This is a genomic window from Kangiella profundi (assembly GCF_002838765.1).
In the GTDB taxonomy this organism is placed as follows: Bacteria; Pseudomonadota; Gammaproteobacteria; order Enterobacterales; family Kangiellaceae; genus Kangiella; species Kangiella profundi.
In genome coordinates this window covers 2,308,939-2,330,233 of the sequence record NZ_CP025120.1, presented here as the reverse complement: position 1 = coordinate 2,330,233, position 21,295 = coordinate 2,308,939, and the positions used below count along the sequence as shown (strand labels likewise).

Annotated in this window: 21 protein-coding genes; 16 read left to right on the top strand and 5 right to left on the bottom strand. The window is 44.7% G+C overall.

From position 1 onward, the window contains the following. Window positions 1-113: 113 nt before the first annotated feature. Entirely contained in the window at window positions 114-2,435 is a 2,322-nt protein-coding gene (locus CW740_RS10860) for a Tex family protein (RefSeq protein WP_106648175.1), read from the bottom strand. Window positions 2,436-2,651: 216 nt separating this feature from the next. On the opposite strand from CW740_RS10860, the gene ompR reads away from it, so the two are divergent. Together ompR and envZ are read left to right on the top strand one after the other, a co-directional pair. Further along, window positions 2,652-3,374, top strand: a complete 723-nt coding sequence (gene ompR / locus CW740_RS10855; protein ID WP_106647517.1) for an osmolarity response regulator transcription factor OmpR — start codon at window positions 2,652-2,654, stop codon at window positions 3,372-3,374. A 50-nt stretch (window positions 3,375-3,424) separates the two neighbouring features. Continuing rightward, on the top strand, window positions 3,425-4,729 hold the full coding sequence (gene envZ, locus CW740_RS10850; RefSeq protein WP_106647516.1) for a two-component system sensor histidine kinase EnvZ: 1,305 nt from the start codon (window positions 3,425-3,427) through the stop codon (window positions 4,727-4,729). On the opposite strand, the gene hslO is transcribed toward envZ, so the two are convergent. Continuing rightward, the gene (gene hslO, locus CW740_RS10845; protein ID WP_106647515.1) at window positions 4,726-5,598 is read right to left on the bottom strand and encodes an Hsp33 family molecular chaperone HslO; all 873 of its coding nucleotides are present in this window, start codon (window positions 5,596-5,598) and stop codon (window positions 4,726-4,728) included. The two genes, envZ and hslO, sit on opposite strands and share 4 nt — an antisense overlap. A 38-nt stretch (window positions 5,599-5,636) precedes the next feature. Continuing rightward, window positions 5,637-6,023: an RNA-binding S4 domain-containing protein gene (locus CW740_RS10840; protein ID WP_106647514.1), complete on the bottom strand. Its 387-nt coding sequence runs from the start codon at window positions 6,021-6,023 to the stop codon at window positions 5,637-5,639. Window positions 6,024-6,163: 140 nt separating this feature from the next. Here CW740_RS10840 and gspC point away from each other — a divergent pair, with 140 nt between their 5' ends. From gspC to nudE, 14 genes are read left to right on the top strand one after another with little or no spacing between them, the layout of a single operon-like run. Further along, window positions 6,164-7,117, top strand: coding sequence for a type II secretion system protein GspC (gspC, locus tag CW740_RS10835; RefSeq protein ID WP_106647513.1), 954 nt, complete (start codon window positions 6,164-6,166; stop codon window positions 7,115-7,117). Beyond that, entirely contained in the window at window positions 7,114-9,264 is a 2,151-nt protein-coding gene (gene gspD / locus CW740_RS10830; protein ID WP_106647512.1) for a type II secretion system secretin GspD, read from the top strand. Before gspC ends, gspD begins: the two co-directional genes overlap by 4 nt. Beyond that, the gene (gene gspE, locus CW740_RS10825; protein ID WP_106647511.1) at window positions 9,264-10,793 is read left to right on the top strand and encodes a type II secretion system ATPase GspE; all 1,530 of its coding nucleotides are present in this window, start codon (window positions 9,264-9,266) and stop codon (window positions 10,791-10,793) included. Before gspD ends, gspE begins: the two co-directional genes overlap by 1 nt. Beyond that, window positions 10,793-12,016, top strand: coding sequence for a type II secretion system inner membrane protein GspF (gene gspF / locus CW740_RS10820; protein ID WP_106647510.1), 1,224 nt, complete (start codon window positions 10,793-10,795; stop codon window positions 12,014-12,016). The genes gspE and gspF overlap by 1 nt, the downstream gene beginning before the upstream one ends. A 20-nt stretch (window positions 12,017-12,036) precedes the next feature. Continuing rightward, window positions 12,037-12,507, top strand: coding sequence for a type II secretion system major pseudopilin GspG (gene gspG / locus CW740_RS10815; RefSeq protein ID WP_106647509.1), 471 nt, complete (start codon window positions 12,037-12,039; stop codon window positions 12,505-12,507). Then, a complete protein-coding gene (gene gspH, locus CW740_RS10810; RefSeq protein ID WP_106647508.1) occupies window positions 12,476-13,123 on the top strand; it encodes a type II secretion system minor pseudopilin GspH in 648 nt (215 codons plus the stop codon). The genes gspG and gspH overlap by 32 nt, the downstream gene beginning before the upstream one ends. A 17-nt stretch (window positions 13,124-13,140) precedes the next feature. Further along, window positions 13,141-13,521, top strand: coding sequence for a type II secretion system minor pseudopilin GspI (gene gspI / locus CW740_RS10805; RefSeq protein ID WP_106647507.1), 381 nt, complete (start codon window positions 13,141-13,143; stop codon window positions 13,519-13,521). Further along, window positions 13,521-14,225 (top strand): type II secretion system minor pseudopilin GspJ, encoded by a 705-nt coding sequence (gene gspJ, locus CW740_RS10800; RefSeq protein WP_106647506.1) that lies wholly within the window; start codon window positions 13,521-13,523, stop codon window positions 14,223-14,225. The genes gspI and gspJ overlap by 1 nt, the downstream gene beginning before the upstream one ends. Continuing rightward, complete coding sequence (gene gspK / locus CW740_RS10795; RefSeq protein WP_106647505.1) at window positions 14,225-15,310, top strand: type II secretion system minor pseudopilin GspK; 1,086 nt, start codon at window positions 14,225-14,227, stop codon at window positions 15,308-15,310. The genes gspJ and gspK overlap by 1 nt, the downstream gene beginning before the upstream one ends. 2 nt (window positions 15,311-15,312) lie before the next feature. Further along, window positions 15,313-16,548: a type II secretion system protein GspL gene (gene gspL / locus CW740_RS10790; protein WP_106647504.1), complete on the top strand. Its 1,236-nt coding sequence runs from the start codon at window positions 15,313-15,315 to the stop codon at window positions 16,546-16,548. After that, a complete protein-coding gene (gspM, locus tag CW740_RS10785) occupies window positions 16,545-17,027 on the top strand; it encodes a type II secretion system protein GspM (RefSeq protein WP_106647503.1) in 483 nt (160 codons plus the stop codon). The genes gspL and gspM overlap by 4 nt, the downstream gene beginning before the upstream one ends. Then, window positions 17,024-17,770: a type II secretion system protein N gene (locus CW740_RS10780; protein ID WP_106647502.1), complete on the top strand. Its 747-nt coding sequence runs from the start codon at window positions 17,024-17,026 to the stop codon at window positions 17,768-17,770. The genes gspM and CW740_RS10780 overlap by 4 nt, the downstream gene beginning before the upstream one ends. Beyond that, window positions 17,749-18,423 (top strand): GMP/IMP nucleotidase, encoded by a 675-nt coding sequence (yrfG, locus tag CW740_RS10775; protein WP_106647501.1) that lies wholly within the window; start codon window positions 17,749-17,751, stop codon window positions 18,421-18,423. Before CW740_RS10780 ends, yrfG begins: the two co-directional genes overlap by 22 nt. A gap of 7 nt (window positions 18,424-18,430) precedes the next feature. Continuing rightward, complete coding sequence (gene nudE, locus CW740_RS10770) at window positions 18,431-18,979, top strand: ADP compounds hydrolase NudE (protein WP_106648172.1); 549 nt, start codon at window positions 18,431-18,433, stop codon at window positions 18,977-18,979. A gap of 44 nt (window positions 18,980-19,023) precedes the next feature. Here the strand turns inward: nudE and CW740_RS10765 are convergent, their stop codons facing one another. Continuing rightward, window positions 19,024-19,554 carry a hypothetical protein gene (locus CW740_RS10765; protein ID WP_106647500.1) on the bottom strand — a complete coding sequence of 177 codons (531 nt, stop codon included), beginning with the start codon at window positions 19,552-19,554 and terminating at the stop codon, window positions 19,024-19,026. A 19-nt stretch (window positions 19,555-19,573) separates the two neighbouring features. Beyond that, window positions 19,574-21,178, bottom strand: coding sequence for a hypothetical protein (locus CW740_RS10760; RefSeq protein WP_106647499.1), 1,605 nt, complete (start codon window positions 21,176-21,178; stop codon window positions 19,574-19,576). Between the last annotated feature and the right edge of the window lie 117 nt (window positions 21,179-21,295).

Sequence of the window (21,295 nt, the reverse complement as noted above, 5' to 3'; positions counted from 1 at the left end):
AATAGCGCACACTACCTGCACTTCGTCAAAAGTGCAAGCAGTTACGCTTGGCAATACTACCCGTGACATTGACGGTTTAAAAGTGACAATTTGTAACTATTTCTAAGCGAAGGCTACTTCTTCAGGGCAGCAGCCAAAGCATCAGCAAAAGCACCCTGTGGTTTAGTTTGACCACGCTTATTGGATTGGTTTCCTTTGAAGTTGCCTTTTTTATGGTTTTGAGCATCACGTTTCTGAGCGGGCTTTGATGCTGCCTGAGAGTCAGGCCCAACCATGGATAGGCTGATGCGCTTACGCTGCATATCAACATCCAGTACCCAGACCTTCACAATATCACCAGCTTTAACAACTTCTGCAGGGTCTTTAATAAATTCATTGGCCATCATCGACAGGTGGACCAGTCCATCCTGATGGACGCCAACATCAATGAAGGCACCAAAGGCTGTGACGTTGGTGACCACACCTTCTAGTTCCATGCCAATTTTCAGGTCGTTCAGGGTTTCGACACCGTCTTTGAAGCGAACCATTTTGAACTCTGGGCGTGGGTCGCGACCAGGCTTGTCCAGCTCCTTCAAAATGTCATTAACGGTATGCAAGCCGAATGTGTCATCGGTAAATTCCTGTGCCTTGATTTGGCGAAGCTTGTCGGTATTGCCCATCAGTTGGTGAGCATCCTGCATCTCCAGGGATTGCATCATTTTCTCGACCACAGGATAAGCTTCCGGGTGAACTGCTGAACTGTCCAGAGCATTGTCGCCATCGCGGATACGAAGGAAGCCTGCTGCCTGTTCATAGGTTTTGGGGCCCATTCTCTCTACTTCCAATAGTTGCTTACGGTTATTGAAGCGACCATTGGTATCACGCCAGTTAACGATATTCTGGGCAATGGTTTTGCTCAATCCCGAAACGCGCGTCAGCAGTGGCACGGAAGCCATATTCAAATCGACACCAACTGCATTCACACAGTCTTCGACCACGCCATCAAGGCTTTTAGCCAGCTGACTCTGGCTGACATCATGCTGATACTGGCCAACACCGATGGATTTAGGCTCGATTTTGACTAGTTCTGCCAATGGATCCTGTAGGCGACGAGCGATGGAGACGGCTCCACGGTAGCTGACGTCCAGATCCGGGAATTCCTGTGCGGCCAGAGCCGATGCTGAGTAAACCGATGCTCCCGCTTCGCTGACCATGATCTTCTGCAACTTGAGTTCGGGCGCCATTTTCATCAACTCGGCCACCAGCTTGTCGGTTTCGCGTGATGCAGTGCCATTACCAATGCTGACCAGCTCAACCTTGTGCATTTCGCATAAGGTCTGCAATTTACGTAAGGACTGATCCCATTGATTTTGCGGAGCGTGCGGGAAAATGGTGGTCTGGGTTAGCAGTTTGCCAGTTTCATCGACGACCACTGCTTTAACCCCGGTCCGTAGACCCGGGTCCAGACCCATGGTAGTTTTAGCGCCTGCCGGAGCAGCCATCAAAAGATCATGCAGATTGCGGGCAAAGATGCGAATCGCTTCAGTTTCGCCCAGCTCGCGAACCTTAGCCAGCAATTCAGTTTCAAGATAAAGGTGTAGTTTGATTTTCCAAGTCCACAGCACGACCTGTTGTAGCCAGTAATCGGCGGCACGTTTTTGATCTTTGATATTGAAATGATCCGCAACCATGGATAGACAAGGATCATTTGCTTCCGGATCCTTGATGAGGTCCTGGTTTGAAACCATCTGTAGGCTCAGAATGTTTTCATTGCGGCCACGAAGCAGGGCCAGAATTCGGTGTGAAGGAATGGTTTTGAAGGCTTCGCTGTGATCAAAGTAATCTGAGAACTTGATGCCTTCCTTTTCCTTACCTTCAATCACTTTTGAATGGATGAAGGCGTTATCCCATAAGTACTCACGTAGGGTTTTCAACAAATCTGCATTTTCGGCAAAGACTTCCATCAAAATCTGACGGGCACCATCCAGTGCATCTTTAGTGGTTTCAATCTTATGTTCAGGATTGAGGTATTTTTCTGCTTCCGCTTCCGGATCAAGCGTTGGGTTTTGCCATAAATCCATGGCCAATGGTTCAAGCCCTGCTTCCCGTGCGATCTGAGCTTTGGTTCGACGCTTAGGTTTATAGGGCAAGTATAAATCTTCCAGCTCACTCTTGGTGGTGGCTGCTTCAATCGACGATTTAAGTTCAGGCGTCAGCTTTTCCTGCTCTTCGATACTTTTCAGGATTGCTGCGCGGCGATCTTCCAATTCGCGCAAATAACCCAGCCTCTGCTCAAGGTCACGTAGCTGGGTATCGTCCAGCGCACCGGTCACTTCTTTACGGTAACGTGCGATAAAAGGAACCGTCGAGCCTTCATCCAGCAGGCGAACCGCAGCTTCAACCTGTTGCGGGCGAACATTTAACTCTTGAGCTATCTGTTGGTTTATTTGTAACATCTTGTTAAGTGCTTCTTGGGGAAAATATGGCGGCATAGTATAGTGCTTCAAAACCTATGAAAAAAGAACAAAATGCCCAAGTCGGTTCTGACCCAGCACTCAACTTTGAGTAAAATACGAGTCAATATGCCGACAAGCATGATTAATTGTTTGTTTTTATGACTAATTTTCGTTGGTGTATTACAAGAAACAAAAATGTAGAAGGAATGTTGGGTTATGACTGAAGAAACTCCGAAGATATTAGTGGTTGATGATGATGTCCGTTTGCGAAGCTTGCTGGAACGTTATCTTAAAGAACAGGACTTTATGGTTCGAACGGTCGAAAACGCCGAGCAAATGGATCGTTTTCTGGAGCGTGAGAACTATCACCTGATGGTGCTGGACTTGATGCTACCGGGAGAAGATGGTTTATCGATTTGCCGTCGTCTGCGCTCTCAAAATAACCCTATCCCGATTATCATGCTTACCGCTAAAGGTGATGAAGTGGATCGTATCGTAGGACTGGAAGTCGGTGCCGATGACTATCTGGCGAAACCTTTCAATCCGCGCGAGTTGCTAGCTCGAATTCGTGCCGTACTTCGTCGTCAGGCCAAACATATCCCGGGTGCGCCGAGTAATTCTGAAACCGTTGTCAGCTTTGGCCGCTTTACCTTAAATCTGGCCACACGCGAGATGACCGATGATGGCAAGCCAATTTCATTGACCAGTGGTGAGTTTGCGGTATTGAAGTCTCTAGTTGAGCATGCGCGTCAGCCGCTTTCTCGCGATAAGTTGATGAATCTGGCCCGTGGTCGTGACTATTCAGCTTTAGAGCGTAGCATTGATGTACAGGTTTCACGCTTACGTCGCTTGATTGAAGCTGATCCGGCACATCCACGTTATATCCAGACCGTCTGGGGCGTGGGTTATGTATTCGTCCCGGATGGTGGTGAGGCCTGATCAACAGGCCTTGCTATGCTTCGAATCTGAGCCTTTCAATTTAATCTTTCATGCGTATTCTGCCTAAATCAGCTTTTGGTCGTATTGCCGTATTGGTGGGTTGCTTGCTGCTGATCAATCAATGGGTGTCTTACCTGTCCATTTCCTGGTATGTAGCGCAACCTTCGATGAAACAGCTGGTGCAACTGCTTTCAGCGGATGTGAAAACGTCATTGGAATTACAGGCACTGGAATTTGAAGGCAAGATCGATGGTTCTGTTCGCCAGCAGATTATGGACAATCAGCGCATCCAGTTTATTTCAACCCGGATGGGCGAACCCAAGCAGTTGCGTGAAGCGCGTCCCTACAGTGTGCTGACGGAACAGCTGGCAGAAAGCCTTGGTGTCAGTGAAAGTCAGACTGAAATGCGCGTTGAAGAATCCGATAACATTTACTATTGGATTAAATCACCGCAACATACCAATGTCTGGCTCAGAATCGCCATGGATCCCTTCGAAGGTTTTTACATCCACCCACCCGTGGTCTACATATCAGTCATTTTATTGTTGAGCCTGCTTGGAGGCTGGATTTTCACCAAGCAAATCAGTCGTCCACTGCGTCGTCTGGAATTCGCTGCGCGTGAAATTGGTCGTGGTGACAATCCCGGGCAATTAAAGGAAGAAGGGCTTGAGGAGATGGTCACCGTGACTCGCGCCTTTAACCAGATGGCACGCAACGTGCAGCAACTGGAGCAAGATCGTAATCTGCTACTGGCTGGCGTTTCGCATGACCTGCGCACGCCTTTAACTCGTATTCGTCTGGCAACAGAATTCATGGGCGATGCGGATGAAGAGTTACGCGAAGGCATTGTCCGTGATACCGAAGATATGGATCAGATTATTGATCAGTTCATTTCTTTTGTGCGTGATGGCCGTGATGAGCGCGAACAACTGGGCGATCTGAATGCGCTGGTTGAAGAATGCATCAAGTCGGTTCGATTGCAGACTCAGGATATTAGTTTTGAGCTGGGTAAATTACCCAAAATCTACTTTAAGCCTCTTGCGATGAAGCGATTAATCACTAATTTGATTATGAACGGCCTGAAATACGCCGGCCCGCCTTTAAAAGTAACGACCACATTAGATAACAACATGATCCAGCTTTCGGTACTGGATGAAGGTCCGGGCATTAAAGATGCTGAAATGGAGCATTTATTCCAGCCATTTTCGCGCGGCGATTCGGCGCGCAGTGGTGGTGGCTCTGGATTAGGGTTGGCAATTGTTCGTCGGATCGCTGAAATGCATGGTGGCACGGTCACTTTGCATAACCGTGCCGAAAAGGGACTGGAAGCTCGTTTACAGATCCCGGTTCACTAATTGACTGACTGGCTACCCTGATTAGTGGTAATCAGCTCGGCAATTTCCTGCTGGGTAAAAACTTCCTTTTTACTGCAAAAATCACAAACCATCTCAACCTTACCATCATGTTCCTCTGCCAATTGCATCAACTCCTGTGGCTCAATGGTTAACAAGGCACGCTCATTACGTTCGCGCGAGCATCCGCACTGGAACTGGATAGGCTTGGCATCGTATAAAGTGACCTTATCCTGATGGAATAGGCGATACAGCAAGTCATGGTGAGACAGGCTCAAGGCTTCTTCATCAGTGATAGTTTCGGCCAGTGTCGTGACATGCTCAAAAGCAGCGGCTTTATCTTTTTCCTGACTGGCATCATCGGGCATGGCCTGCAGAAATACACCACTGATACGGTTTTCACCCACAAAGAGCTTCAGATAGGTGGGCAATTGCTCCGAGCTGGTGAAGTAATCTTCAAGGCATTCGGACAGGCTGTCTTTTTCCAGTGAAACAATACCCTGATAACGGTGACCCTGCTCAGGTTCAATGGTAATGGCTAAAGTACCGCCTTGGGTCCACTGCTTAAAGTTGTAGTCACTAACTTCAGGATCTAGTGGGTGCATAACTCCACGAATATGCCCATGGTTATTACATTCCGTGACCAGCAATTTGACCTGAGAAGGACTTTGTAACTGAAGTGAAACCTTGCCATCAATCTTGATGATTTCGGCCATCAATGCAGTGGCGGCCAATGCTTCGCCCAGCAGATGCCGTAGAGTCTTTGAATATTGGTGCTGATCGCAGATGGTTTGAAAGCTCTGCTCGAGGCTGATGATTTCTCCGCGAATCGGCAAATCAGCAAAGGTAAATCTCTGGATAAGATCTGACATGGTTTCTCTCTAAAATTGGTTAATGCTTAAACTGGTTATCAATCTTTTTCCTGCTGGCGCAGAAAACGGTGGATCTGGCGACGTTGCTTTTTATCGGGCTTATGTTCGGAGTAGGGCATCGACTGGCGCTGGACCATGAGCTGTTCCCGCTTCTGGATACTTTCTTCGGTCTCTCTGTAAAGTGTTTCAGCTACTTTGGCGGGGCCTCTTTGTTCGGATAAGCCTTCCACAATAACCGTTTTCTCAGCAAACCCTTGACGTATCTTGATGCTCATCCCAAGCTGAATTTGGCGGCTGGGTTTGCCTCGCACCCCATCGCAATGAACCTTGCCACCTTCAATAGCAGCTTTCGCCAAGGCGCGCGTTTTGAAAAAACGTGCAGCCCAAAGCCATTTGTCTAACCTTACTTGATTGTCAGCCACCATCTTGAACCTTACTATTCTTTACAGTATGTTGCTTGCTTTCTCAGCGCCTGCGTGGGAATATTCCAATTATAGGCGATCTGCAGGAAGGATGCCGTACAATTACGAGGGAACACAACGACTTTTCGTGACAACAGTAACTCATGAATCCTATAACTCAAAAAATAAGCCAGTTTGTGCAACAACGGGGTAGGTTGATTGCGCAGGTACTAGCCGCTTTATTGACTGTACTCACTTTGTATATAGTCGCAAAGCTAATATGGTTGTGGATTGGATTTTTTCAACCGCCACAACAAGCAGAACCTGTCGTTCAAACACGTCCCCAGCAAACTAATCGCCCAGCTGTTGATATCAACAAGCTGGTGTCTTTGCATGTCTTCGGTGAGGCTGGCCGAGTCGAAGAAGAAACCGTACAGGCTGAAGAGACTCGCCTCAATCTGAAATTACTGGGTACTTATGTATCCGATGAGGAAGAGCTATCTAGCGCTATCATTCAGGCCAATGGCCGTGATGAGAAAGCTTACTTTATCAATGACAAGTTGAAGGTAAGCGGAAATGTGGTGTTGGAAAAAGTAGAAACCTTAAAAGTTATCTTGAGAAATAATGGCAAGCTGGAAACTTTAACCTTAGAAGAGCAGCTTAATCAGAGTGCACTTGAAAAGCCGAAGCAGTCGCTTGCTCCATCGGAGCCTGGTGCTGGTGAAAGAACCATTGATAAAAGACGTGATTCTCGCTTAACCAGTGAGCTGGCCGAGATGAAGGATAAGGTATTTACTGATCCTCAATCACTAACAGATTTAGCCAAATTTGAGCAGGTCGTCGATGAAAGTGGTGTGGTAACAGGTTATAAAGTTGCCCCTGGTAGCGACCCAAGAATGTTCGCTCGACTTGGCTTAAGACGTAATGATGTCATCAAGTCAGTTAATGGAACGCAACTCAATGAACAGGGTTTATTGGGTATTGCCAACGAGTTGACCAGTGCAGATTCGCTGGAAATTACAATTGAGAGAGATGGACAGCCCGTAACACTATTGCTGGGTTTGTCAGAGCTGTCACAGCAGCAAAAGTCAGATCCAAATGAGAGAAGAATCCAATGATACAGAGACTCAAAAAAATTCGTATGAAACAGCTGGGTAGCAGCCTAACTATGTCGCTTTGTGCTGCTGGTCTGTTACTGTCTTCGTTTAGCGCGAATGCGGAAAGACTTAATGTCAGAGACGCTGATATTCGTGAGGTGGTTGAAACGGTTGCCAAGATCACCGGCAAAACCATGATCGTTGATCCTCGAGTGAAAGGGTTAAAAGTAACCATCATTACTGCGGGTAATGTGGACTACACCAAGGACCAAATTTACAACATCTTTGTTTCAGCACTTCAGGTTCATAAGTTCCAGGCAATTGAAGCAAATGGTGTGGTTAAAATTGTACCGGATCAGCAGGCGCGTTCTGAGTACTCGCCGGTTAACGTTTCCAATCTGGATGATTATGGTGACCGCTATATCACTCAGGTGATACCTGTTCAGAATGTTGATGCGCAACAAATAATGAACGTGTTGCGTCCTCTGGTATCCCCAACTTCCGGTCATTTGTTTGCGGTGCAGGGAACCAATACTTTAATCCTTCATGACTCAGCCTCAAACGTGCGTCGTATCAGTGAAATTATTGACCGTACCGATAAAGCTAATGATGAAGAGATAGAAGTTATTCCTCTGGAGCATGCATCAGCGAGTGAAATTGTACGTATTCTGGAAAGTTTAAATCGTAGTGGACGCCAGCAACAGGGTAACGAAGTACAGGAACCGCGCTACGTTGCGGATGAGCGTACTAACAGTATTTTGCTAAGTGCGAATGATCGTCAAAGGGTTCGTTTACGTGCACTGATTAGTAGCCTGGATCGTCCATTGAACTCCATGGGTAATACCAAAACAGTATTCTTGAAATATGCTAAGGCTGAGCAGGTTGCAGAAGTTCTTTCAGGTATTGGCGAAATTAAGCAAAAAGAAGAAGCTGCGGCATCTGGTCGGGGCGGCGCAGGAGCCGCGGGAACTGGTGGTGTGGCAGCGCAACGCTCTCTCTACAGTATTCAGCCGCATGAAGAAACCAATGCATTGGTGTTAACCGCACCACCAGACATTATGCGCGAGTTTGATTCTGTTATTCGTGCTCTAGATATTCGTCGTAAGCAGGTTCATGTGGAAGCTATCATCGTTGAAATCTCGGATAACAAAGCAAAAGAGCTTGGTATTCAGTGGTTGTTCTCACCAGAAGGTAGTAGCACAACACCAGGTGGCGTCGTTAACTTTACTAATACAGGGCCAGGAATTGGCCAGGTTGCCGCAGGTGCCATCTCAGCTCGAGGTACTGAAGAAGAGGTATTTACCAGAGACCCGGAAACAGGCGCTATTACAGGAACTGAGACAAGACGAACCGCTGGTGATCAGGGGGTTGCATTGGCTGAAGTTTTAGGCGGTATGCAAGGTCTTGGCTTAGGTGTTGCTCGAATCAGACCTGATGGTTTTAGTTGGGGTGCATTTATTAGAGCATTAGAAGGCGTTACTGACTCAAATACGCTATCGCGACCAAGTGTCACAACACTTGATAACGTTGAGGCAATCTTTAAGTCTGGTCAGGAAATTCCAATTATTACCGGTTCTACGTTAGGTGATAACAACTCTAATCCTTTCCAGAATGTTGAGCGTAAAGATGTTGGTGTCATGCTAAAGCTGACTCCTCAAATTAATGAAGGTAACTACGTACGTCTTGATATTGAACAGGAAGTGTCTTCAATCGCCGGTTCAACCAACGTTGACGTTGTAACCAACAAACGTGAAGTGAAAACCTCTGTATTAGTTCCAGATGGCGGCATGGTGGTGTTGGGTGGTTTGATCGATGATGACATCCAGCAAAGCTCACAAAAAGTACCTATTCTTGGAGATATCCCAATATTAGGTCATGCCTTTAAATCACAGCGCACACAAAAAATAAAACGTAATTTGATGGTCTTTATTCATCCAACAGTGTTGAAGGATGATGAAGAGCTGCGTGAGTTGAGCAGTGCTAAATATAGCTATATCAGAGCACAGCAGATTGAACAGGCGAATCGTGGTATTAGCCTAATGCCTGAAGAGGACTCTGAAGTTCTGCCTACTTATGATGAAGCATTGGTGCTACCACCAACTTATGAAGAATACATGCAAGACGACACTTCACAAAATGAAGATAATGGTGAGGCTAAGGAAGACTAATGGCTGAACAAGTGGCAACTAAACAAACTGAGCATGAAACGGAAGCAGTATCCAAAGAAGTAGGCTTTCGCCCCTTGCCATTTAGCTTTGCCAAGCGTCATGGTGTTTTTCTGATCCGAACTGATGATGGTATGCAGTGCTATATGCGTGAGGGTACCGCTCCACAGGCCCTGCTTGAAGTGCGCCGCCATTATCCTCATCGTTTCCAGATTGAAAAATTGAACGAGACAGAATTTGAAAGTCGTCTTAGTGCTTTTTATCAGTCTGGAACTGCAGATGCTCGCCAGACCATGGAAGACCTCGGAGATGAAATGGATCTGTTTCGCTTGGCTGAAGAAATGCCAGAAACCGAGGATTTGCTGGAGGCGGAAGACGATGCCCCAATCATTAAGTTGATCAATGCATTGTTGACCGAAGCTATTAAAGAAAATGCTTCGGATATTCATATTGAAACTTTTGAAAAAACCTTATCCGTTCGCTTCAGGGTTGATGGTGTGTTGCGTGAAGTTTTACAACCTAATCGTAAGTTAGCTCCATTGCTGGTTTCACGTATTAAAGTAATGGGCAAGTTGGATATTGCAGAAAAACGTATTCCGCAAGATGGTCGTATTGCATTAAGAATCGCAAACCGGGCAGTGGATGTCCGTGTCTCTACCATGCCATCCAGTTTTGGTGAGCGGGTAGTACTTCGTTTATTAGATAAAGAAGCTGGGCGTCTTGAGTTTTCACATTTGGGCATGGAACCTAAGACCATGCAGTTGATGAGCGACCTGCTGCATAAACCGCATGGCATTATCCTTGTAACCGGTCCGACGGGTTCAGGTAAAACCACAACCCTATACGCAGGTTTATCTCTTCTCAATAATTCGACGCGCAATATCCTGACCGTTGAAGACCCTATTGAGTATTTGATCGATGGAATTGGTCAGACTCAGGTTAATCCAAAAGTCGATATGACATTTGCTCGAGGGCTTCGCGCTATTTTGCGTCAGGATCCTGACGTGGTGATGGTCGGTGAGATTCGAGACTTGGAAACTGCGCAAATCGCAGTTCAGGCCAGTTTGACGGGTCACCTGGTTTTATCAACCTTACACACCAATACCGCAATCGGTGCGGTAACTCGTATGCAGGACATGGGAGTTGAGCCCTTCCTGTTATCGACAAGTTTGTTAGGTGTATTAGCTCAACGACTGGTCAGAAGGTTGTGCCCTGAATGTAAAAAGCCAGCAGTAGCTAATCAGAAAGAATGCGAGTTGATGGGATTTGATGCATCAAATCCGCCAACCATTTACCATCCGGATGGCTGTGAAGCCTGTAATTATCATGGCTACCGAGGACGTCAGGGCATCTACGAACTGGTGATGATTGATGATCAGATGCGCACCATGATCCATAACAATAATAGCGAGCAGGAAATGGAGCGTCATGCGCGTAAGTTTACGCCAAGTATTCGCGCAGATGGTCGTCAACGTGTACTTGAGGGTATGACCTCGGTAGAAGAAGTATTGCGTGTAACGCGGGAGGATTAATGGCCGCGTTTGAATACATTGCTCTGGATGCTCGTGGAAAGCAGAAAAAAGGTGTTCTTGAAGCCGACACTCCTCGTCAAATTCGCCAGCAGTTAAGAGAAAAGGATATGACGCCACTGGAGGTGGTGCATATCGGTGACGCACAGAAAGCGCGCGAAAAAAGTTCTGGTGGATTCTTTAAACCTTCCATAAAAGTAGCCGATCTTGCATTAGTTACTCGTCAACTTGCAACCTTGGTTAAAGCTGCTCTGCCGATTGAAGAAGCGTTAAAAGCAGTTGCTGATCAAACCGATAAAGGCAAAGTTAAGAGTATTATTCTTGGCGTTCGTGCTAAGGTTCTTGAAGGGCATACTTTAGCCGATGGCATGGCAGAATTCCCCAACGTCTTTAATGAACTGTATCGCTCGATGGTTGCTGCGGGTGAGCGTGCCGGCCATCTTGATAAAGTTCTTAATCGATTAGCCGACTACACCGAGCGTCGCCAGAAGATTAACAGCAAAGTATCCGCTGCCATGGTTTATCCGGTGGTATTGATTCTGGTTGCAGTCGGTGTGGTATCCGGTCTGATGGTCTTCGCCGTTCCCAAAGTTGTCGAACAGTTCACTCACATGAGTCAGGAACTGCCCGTACTGACCAAAATTTTAATTGGTATCAGCGACTTTGTTATTAATTACGGTCTTTATGTTTTGATATTGCTGATCCTGATGTTTATTGGGATGAGGTATTGGCTGCGTAATGAGGATAATAAGCGCAGATGGCACGCCAAGATATTAAAGATGCCAGTTTTTGGTCGACTATCCAGTAACCTCAACACAGCCCAATTTTCAAGCACCTTAAGTATTTTGCATTCCAGCGGTGTTCCATTGCTAGAAGCCATGAATATCGGTGGCAAAGTGTTGTCTAACCTAAAGATGAGACAGGCAGTCAAAGAAGCAGCCATCAAGGTTCGCGAAGGTAGTAGCCTGAAAGTAGCCCTGCAGCAGTCTAGTTTATTCCCGCCAATGATGATTCACATGATCGGCAGTGGTGAGGCCAGTGGCGAATTGGAACAAATGTTGCAACAGGTCTCGGACAATCAGGAGAGTCTGTTTGAAAATAGTGTGGATGTGGCGCTGAACATTATGGGCCCGCTGATTATTCTGGCTCTTGGTGGCATGGTAATGTTCATTGTTCTGGCCATGATGCTGCCTATTTTTGAATTAACTAATTCTATTACAAGTTAACTATTTTTTTCGGAGTTGAAATGAAACGTATATTGCGCAAACAGAAAGGTTTTACCTTGACTGAAATTTTGATTGCACTGGCAATCGTTGCCATCATGGGAACCGTAGTGACATTAAGTTTGCTGGGTAATACTGATAAAGCCAATCTGCAAAAGCTGAAGTCAGATCTTGGCACTATTGAAATGGCATTACAGAATTACAAACTGGACAATGGCTACTATCCGACAACCGAGCAGGGCTTACGGGCTTTAATTGAAAAACCGACTACAAACCCTGTACCACAGAATTACCCACGAAATGGTTATCTTGGTAGTCGAGCGATTCCAACCGATCCGTGGAAACGTGAGTACATTTATATGCAACCTGGCCGTAATCATGATTACGATCTATATACATTAGGCGCAGACGGCCGTCCTGGTGGTGAAGGCGAAAATATGGACATCAGTCCCTGGAATGTACATGAAGCCAATTTCAACCGCGACAATCAGTAAGACAAGACTTCACCGCTCAATTATTCAAGCAGGTTTTACCCTGCTTGAAATTCTTATAGCGCTGGCGATTGCCAGTATTATGCTTTCTGTTGCGGTCATCGCTTTTTCTGATAACGATGCTGCAAAACTAAAGAATAAAGCGCACCAGTTGTATGGATTGATGCAAATTGCACAGGAAGAGTCGATCCTGCGAGGTGTAGAAATTGGCATACGGGTGGAACAGGATGGATACAGTTTTCTGATCTACGACGGAACACGCTGGAATCCATTACAGGAACATACCTTGCTAAGGGATGTAGAACTCGAAGAGCCAATTGAAATGTATATCAATGTAGAAGGTCAGGAGGCCTTGCTGGCAAACTCAGAAACTGATGACGAATCTGGTGAAGAACAGGATGGTCAAAGTCAGGATGCAAATAAGGAAATTAAGCCACCACAAATCTTCATACTTTCCAGTGGTGAGATGAATGAGTTTACAGTAACCATAGGCCTGGATCGTGATGAACCCAAATTTTATCGGATAACGGGTAACTATTTGGGTGAAATAACTTTCGAGTCGGCAATGGAAGGGCACTATCGGCACGATTGGGATTTAGAGCTTAATGAGCCATTTTAGTTAGTTGAAAGAAATTGATGATAGCAAATTACACAAAACAGAAAGGCTTGAGTTTGCTAGAGCTATTAATCGCTCTGGCGGTGTTTGCTATTTTTATTACTCCAATGTTAACCGGATTATATGCTGCAAGTGTAACCGCTATTGGTAATGCCAAAGAGCGAACTTTAGCAAGTTATATTGCACAAAATCATTTAGCTGAACTACAGCTAGAAGATGAGTGGCCTTCAACAGGTAAGAAACAGGGAGAGGTAGAGTTCGCAGGTCAGGAATGGCGCTGGGAACAGGAAGTGGTAAATACCGCTAACGAAGATATGCGAAGAGTGACGGTAACCATTTTGCTTGGGGAGCAAGGTAGCTTCTCAATGATTGGTTTCGTTGGCAAGACAGAGAAGCGCTAATGAAAAGGTTTCACTCTAAACAGGCTGCATTTACTCTTACCGAGATTCTGGTGGCTTTGTTTGTATTCAGTGTTGTGGTGGCTGGAGCTTTGCAGGTGTTTACTTTTTTGCAGAAAGCCACTGACTCGAATGACAAGCAGATTCAGCGGATACGTGAAGTACAGATGGCTGTTCGACAGCTGGAAGAAGATATTCGGTATTTAGTACCACGTACCAGACGAGATGAATATGGCGATACCTCACCACTGATAGTCGGTGAAAGCAGTAGCGTGAATAGTTATCTGGAGTTTACGCGGGCCGGATGGCGAAACCCGGCAAAGCTATCTCGCAGCGAACTTCAGCATTTGAAGTATGAGTTTGTGGACGATGAGTTGTTGCGACATCATTGGATATATGTGGACCCAGCGCAGGATGGACAAGAGCTGACGCGCGTTATGCTGACAGGTGTTACAGAATTTAAAGTTGAGTTTCTAGAAGACGATAACTGGAAAGAAGATTGGATTATCGATCGTGGTACTAAAGGAACCATGCCCGAAGCTGTAAAAATAACAATCGAACTGAACGATTTTGGTGAAATTTATCGACTGTTCCCAATGGCTGACTTTGCTTCTAATGAACGAGGCGAAAGTGAGGATGAAAATGGTCGAGGTGGTGAATCTGGGCCGGGTAATGACGGTGGTACTGATGTAAGAGGGAGACGCTGATGAATCCTTTATATACGGTAACCTCTTCCAGAAAAGTGAGTTTTAAATACCGCAAACAAAATGGTATTGCTTTGATTACGGTGCTGGTGATTTTCTCGGTATTAAGCATCATGGCCATTCATATTCTGTCTAATCAGCATATGAATAACCAAAGAACCGCCAACATAATCAATAGTTCAAGGGCTTACCAATATATGTATGGGGCGGAAGAATTCGCCAAAAGTTTATTGCAGAATTACTTTGAAGAAAGCGATCAGGAGCGTGTCCATCGCAACCAGCCATGGGCGCAAAACCCTATGATGTTTCCTATTGAACAAAATATGGGACAACTTGAAGGCTCGGTTAGAGACATGCATAGCTGCTTCAATCTGAATAGCATTATCATGGAGCCTGTTGTTCAGGCCGGCAGTGAAGATAGCGAGCGAGGAAATGGAGGCGGTGGTCTTCAGGTTGTTGAAGAAACAGGTGGCCAGGCAGACGAGCAGTTGCCAGGACAAAAATTATTCGCAAAGTTGATTGAGCCTTTAATAGAGCAAAGCGAGAGTTCACCCCAGGCCTTGGCTGCTGCAGTGCGAGACTGGATTGATGATGATCTTGAGCCTGCCGGAATTGATGGCGCAGAAGACTATACTTATACCGGCCTGACCAAGCCATACCGTACGGCTAATACATTTATGGCCCATACCAGTGAGTTGATGGTGGTCAAAGGTTTTAATGCAGCAATATATGACAGTATCAAAGATTATATTTGTGTATTACCTACCGAGCAGGGCACCATCAATGTTAATACAGTAAAACCTGAACAGGCTGAGTTAGTTTGGGTGTTATTAGAGGATGTTGATCTGGCAACAGTGAGACAGGCGTTGGAACAGCTGCCAGAGGATGGTTATGACGAAGCCACCTTTTTCGAGACGTTGGGCAGTGGTAAAGTGTCAAAAGATGGGCGTGGAAGGTTAGTGTTTGATAGTCAATATATGCAACTAACGGCCACAGCAATGGTTCAATCAGGTAGAGCCAAAGTGCAATCCTTGTTGATGAAGTCAGATAATAAATTTCAAGTGGTTGCACGCCACATTGGAGATTAGCAATGAAAGATCGATTGTTTATTCGATTAAAGAGTGATGAGGAGTCATTAGAGTGGGGGCTCATGACTCATGATGAATCTGTTCCGAAATTTAGAGAGCAGGGTGAATTGTTGCTGGATGATATGATTGCTCTGGCTGAGCAAGCAGCACAGAATGAAGTTATTCTTCTGCTGCCAGCCAGTCGCGTAAGGTGTTTTAATGTGAAGGCACCAACTCGTAATCGAAAACAGCTAGAGAAAGCGGTTCCTTATATTCTTGAGGAGCAGGTGCTGGAGAATGTTGAGCAACAACTGTTTGCACTAGGCAGTATCAATGCCAGTGGTATGGTTGCGGTGAATGTAGTAGATAAAAATTATCTCGAAGATGTGTTGGAAAGACTGAAGAATGCGTCTATCGAACCTGATTATGTAGTTTCAGATGCTTCCTGTTTGCCCTTGTTTGATGATGCCTGGTCTGTACTCGAACATGATGATTCAATTCTGGTTCGACAGTCAGCCAATGAATACTGGTCCACGGAAGCCGATATGCTATCCGATCTGATCAGCTGGAATTTGCAAACTCAGTTTGAAGAAAATCAAACCGTATCGCAAGCTGTCAGGATTTATAGTCCGGATGAAAATACCAATCTGCTTGCTGGAATTGCTGGTTTAGCAATACAGAAAATGCCAGTGGGAAATAGTTTTGAGTGGTTATGTAGTCAGTTCAATTATTCGTTACTGAACCTTCTGCAACAGGGATTTTCTTCACAGAAAAAACATCAGGTGAATTTAGGGCAATGGAAAATACCGGCCATTGCAGCAACAGCTTTGATAGCGGTTGGATTTGTATATTTAATCAGTCAAATGATTGTTTTGAACCAGCAAAAAAGTCAGTACGAGCAACAGATTTTAACGAGCGTACAACAAGTTTTTCCAAATGTTAATGACGTGAATACCGGTTTAATACAGGTCTCCAATCGATTCTCTACATTAGGCGGTGATGCGGCTTCTGCTAATAGCTTTATGATATTGCTCGATAAATCATTAGCAGCAATCGATCCGCAAACTATCAAAGTGTCACAACTGGAATACTTATCAAGCATGGCACAACTAAGCTTCGATGTTGAAACAAGTGATTACACAACATTAACAGCAGCACAAAATAAGTTGGAAGCATCGGGAATGCAAGTTGAGATGCGTAATGCTTCGGAAAGTGGTGGCACCTGGTCGGCACGAATTTCAGTGGGGGTAAAACAATGAGCGCATTAAAAACCTGGTACTCCGGTTTGCAGGAGCGTGAGAGAAATATGGTGATTGCACTTGGTGTTGCATTGGCTATCTTGCTGATTTTCTTATTAGTGGTGTTACCACTGAAAAATTATTTTAAAAGTCTGAATGATGATCTCAGTTACTATGAGAATCAGGTGATGACGGTACAGAAGCAGGTTGCAGCAATAAAAAGTGCAGGTTCTGGGAAAGTGACTAATGACAACATTTCTCTAAACCAGCTGGTAAATCAGACGGCAAAAAGTTTTGGACTGAGCTTTTCCAGAATTGAAGAGCGTGAAAGAAATAAAGAAATTCAGTTAAGACTTGATAATGTTGAGTTTGATCAGCTTCTGCGTTGGATTTCACTGTTAGAACAAGGTCGTGGGTTGGTAGTTGATACCTTAAGAGTTTCAAAAAAGGATGCAGTTGGCAGAGTGGATGCTTCGATCAAATTGATTAAAGCTTCATGAAAAAATTGATATTAAGTTTCATTATTGGTTTTTTATTGCTGCTAATTTTTGTATTAGCAATGGCTCCGGCAAGAATAGTATTACCTTGGTTTACCCAGGGACTACCCCAGTTATCATTAAATCAGCCATCAGGTTCAATCTGGAACGCATCCTTGGATTCTATAAGTTTCCAGGGAAAAAGCATTCACAATGTTTCAGCGCAGACTGGCTTCTGGTCATTATTACTTGGCAATATCCATTCAGATATTCAGATCGACGATCAAGATCTATTTCTTGATGGTAACGTTCAACTGAATAGTAAGCAGGTATCTATTAAAAACACAGATTACGAACTGGAAGCTGGAACAATTTTGGACTGGGTAAGATTACCCATTTCTGAGCTTTCAGGTCGCTTTGCTGGTGAAATAAGAGAACTTGAACTTGCGCCAAACGAAATAAAAAAACTTGAAGCTAGTGGTGTCTGGCAGCGGGCTGTAGTCGGTTATCCAAACTCAGTGTTGGAATTGGGGGATATCCATTTCACGATTCAGAGAAATGACAATGGACGAGCTTTGCTGACAATTACAGAAAATCCGGGGATGTTGGATTTAAAAGGAACCCTCGAAGTGGGCTTTGATAAACAGTATCAGTTGAATCTCAGCACGCAAACTGATCTGCCTGAAAATATTAAACAGTGGCTTACTCAACTGGGCCGTGTTGAAAACAACAGAGTTATTGTCAAATGGAATGGTCGCCTGCCTTAACAAAAAAGCAATGGGATGAGCTTGATGCTATCCTGCTGGATATGGATGGCACTTTACTCGATCTGGCCTTTGATAATGATTTCTGGTTAAGACAGGTTCCCAGGTTATATGCAGAAAAGCTTGGTATAGATCCTGAAATTGCTCAGCAACAGCTATTCGATTTATATCATGAATATAAAGGTACCCTTCAGTGGTATTGCACTGATTTCTGGAGCGATCAATTAGGCATTGATATCATCAAGCATAAATATGAGTTCGCCCATAATATTGCTCTCCGCCCAGGCACTGTAGAATTCCTAAATAAAGCTAAAGCTCACAATAAACGATTAATTCTTGTGACTAACGCTCACCCCGATACCTTAGCAGTGAAAATGGATCGTGTTTTAATTGCAAAATATTTTGATGATATTTTTTCTTCACATCAATTTTCAAGCCCTAAGGAATCACCTGAGTTTTGGGAAAGATTGCAGCAGGAAATTAACGTTTCGTTAAACAAATGCCTGTTTGTTGATGATTCTGAAGAGATTTTAACGGTAGCGCAACAATCAGGAGTTAAACTGGTTCTGTCAGTGAGTCAACCTGATTTATCATTACCCATCAAAGATGGCATGAAGTTTCCCAACATCAATCAACTAAATGAAATCATTGGATAAATACGACATGCGTAAACCGCCCAAAATTAAAAACACTAAATTAATTGCACAGACAAGAATCTTTGGCGTAGAAGAAATGGAGCTGGAGTTTTCAAATGGTGTTTATCGAATTTATGAACGGCTCAAAGCAGGTAAGCATGGTGCGGTAATGATCATACCTCTGCTGGATAGTGAAACCATGTTGCTCATTAAGGAGTATGCTGCTGGTGTTGAGCGTTATGAACTGGCTTTCCCTAAAGGTTTAATTGATGCCGGTGAAACCAGTGAGCAGGCAGCAAATCGCGAGCTACAGGAAGAAGTTGGTTACGCAGCAGAGCAGCTTCATGTGCTACGAAAGGTAAGTTTAGCTCCAGGCTATTTGGGGCATCAGATGGACATTGTAGTTGCTGAGGAGCTTTTCCCGAGCAAGCTTGAAGGAGATGAGCCTGAGCCAATTGAAGTGGTTGAGTGGAAAATAAGTGATATGGATAGTCTGCTAGATATAGAAGAATTTAGTGAGGCGCGCAGCATTGCTGCTTTATATTTGTTAAAAGATTATCTGGCAAAAAAGCAATAAAAAAACAGCGAGGCTTGCTCGCTGTTTTTATTTAAAGGTGAAGGCTATTTCTCTTCTGCTGGCATTGAAATCACAGTTTCGCCATCATCCTGCTGTTCCAGCGTACCGTTAATTTCCAGGTAATCCTGGATGGGTTTGTCTCCAGCCACAATCTGAATTGCGATGGGTTTTTCATAGGCTACTGACAAGTCTTTAGCATAGATAGTCAGCAAATGAATACCTTCAGTTTGTGGGATAACTGTTATAACTTTCTCTTCCGTTTGTTGAGTCTGGTTACCAGACTTAAAGGTCATTAAAGAGTCGCTCGATAATATCAAATTATCGGTAGTTTGCAGGCGTGCAGTAATATCTTGCTTGATATTACTGGTAGTCAGAAAAATCTGTACTGGCTCACCAACTGCAACACGCTCTTTGCTAACTTTATAATTAATAGCTGTTTTAGAGCCTGGCTTCCCTGGACTCTGATAGCTTTGCTTCATTTGGTGCGCTTCAGTCTGTTGGGCGCAAGCTGTTAAAGGTGCAGTGCCTAGCAACAAGCAAATGGCAGTGCTTAAGAATACGGTAAATGTTTTCATAATCTGTGCCCTAAATTAATTAATTACTGATAAGTTCAACATCATAACAAGCCGCTGCAATGTTGGAGCCTGTTGAGTCATAAGCCAAGGTATCGGCAACGTATGTACCAGCTTGTAAGTTTGTCGTAATTTCTACTTGCCCCGTCCCAAAATCCTGATTAAGCGCAACCAAACTACCACGAGAATAAATGTAGCCATCCACATCGTTAGTATTTGCTACAGCTGGAGTCAGTCGCAATGTGTAACTGCCGCTACTGGCAACATTGAGCCTTAAGAATCTATGGTTACCGAGTTTATTGCGGTCATCACCATTAGTCGTATTGGTGCAGGCTTCTACTGGTGCATTGTCTGGATTGATGGTGATATATACTGGCAGGTTTGCACTGTTACCTCCATTATTAGTCTCATTGCTTCCCCAGATATCAGAGTTAGTAGCTATCTGTTGTTCATTTACCAGACTGTTGATTTGCGTTACCTGTGCGGGATTATTGTCTTTTATATAAGTTATAAAACTAAAAATACTGGTAAAAGCTTCAGCGTTTTTTTGCTCGTTGGTGAGAATTTCATAAATTGGGCCGAGTCCTAAGTTCGCTGTATCATCATTTAATCCATCATAAATATCATAGAGGATTGCCTGAACTGAGCCCTCACTAAACCAGCCCTTATTGGAAACGTTATTGTTCTCTACATTAATTGAAAAACCTTGAGCCTGCTGCGAACCATAAGAGTCGCGATAGTAAGGGTCGTCTGTAATGATGCCCGACCAGGCGTTACCAAAGCCTTCACCAAATGCCACTCGCATATCTAGACGATCCCCCCCAGCATGCGAGCCACCGATGCTATCTGAACGCGCTAATTTATCTTCAAAGTAGTGTCCCCATTCGTGAATAATAACGTGACCATCATATTCGTCAGTATCACTATTGGCTGCACCTAATAGGAAAATTTCACCGTTGCTATAGAAAGATGTTCCAATCTGCCCCTGGCTACGATCTCCCGACTGCGCAACATTATTTACGCTCCAATTGATGTCAAGTGCGGGCAAGGTGATAGAGTTATCAACTGTTTCCAGTTTTTTAACGATGTCATATACGCGATCCAAAATGTGGAAGGGGGCTGCTGCGCGAGTTGATGTATAGCTGGAACCGCCCCAGCCTGATGAGGCATTCAAGTTGCGTGTCTGATTAGAAACGCCAGTTGAAAAGGTTGCAGAGTCCAAGACGTAAAGAGCTTTACTATTAGTGTTATCGACAATTTGCACATTCCAGCTTGGGGTGCCAGCTTGTAACAATTCCGCTCGAACACGAATTTTAACATCAGTATTCGAGTCAAGCTCAAAGCTGTACTGACCATTATTATCAGTTTTAGACGTAGCAACCACTGAGCTGCCTTGTAATACCTGAATAGTTGCGCCTCGCACCGGATCCTGGCTTGTGTTGCTGTAGTTTAGCCCACTGGTACTAGTGTTGTGTGGAACATTATCGTAGGTGATGGTTCCTGAAACAGTGACCTTTTCAGGGGCTGGCCCAGAGGGTGGCGGGGCAGAGTCATCACCGCCTCCGCTACTACATGAGGCAAGAAAGGCTAAACCAGCGATGATAAGGGTGCCACGAATAAGCTTCATTGATGTTCTCCAAACTAGGTATAGCGATAATACTAAATAATAAAAACTTTACCTAATATGAACAAATCAGCGTTTCAAGTAAATGGTTATTCTGTATCCCACTGTTGCCAGTGTGAA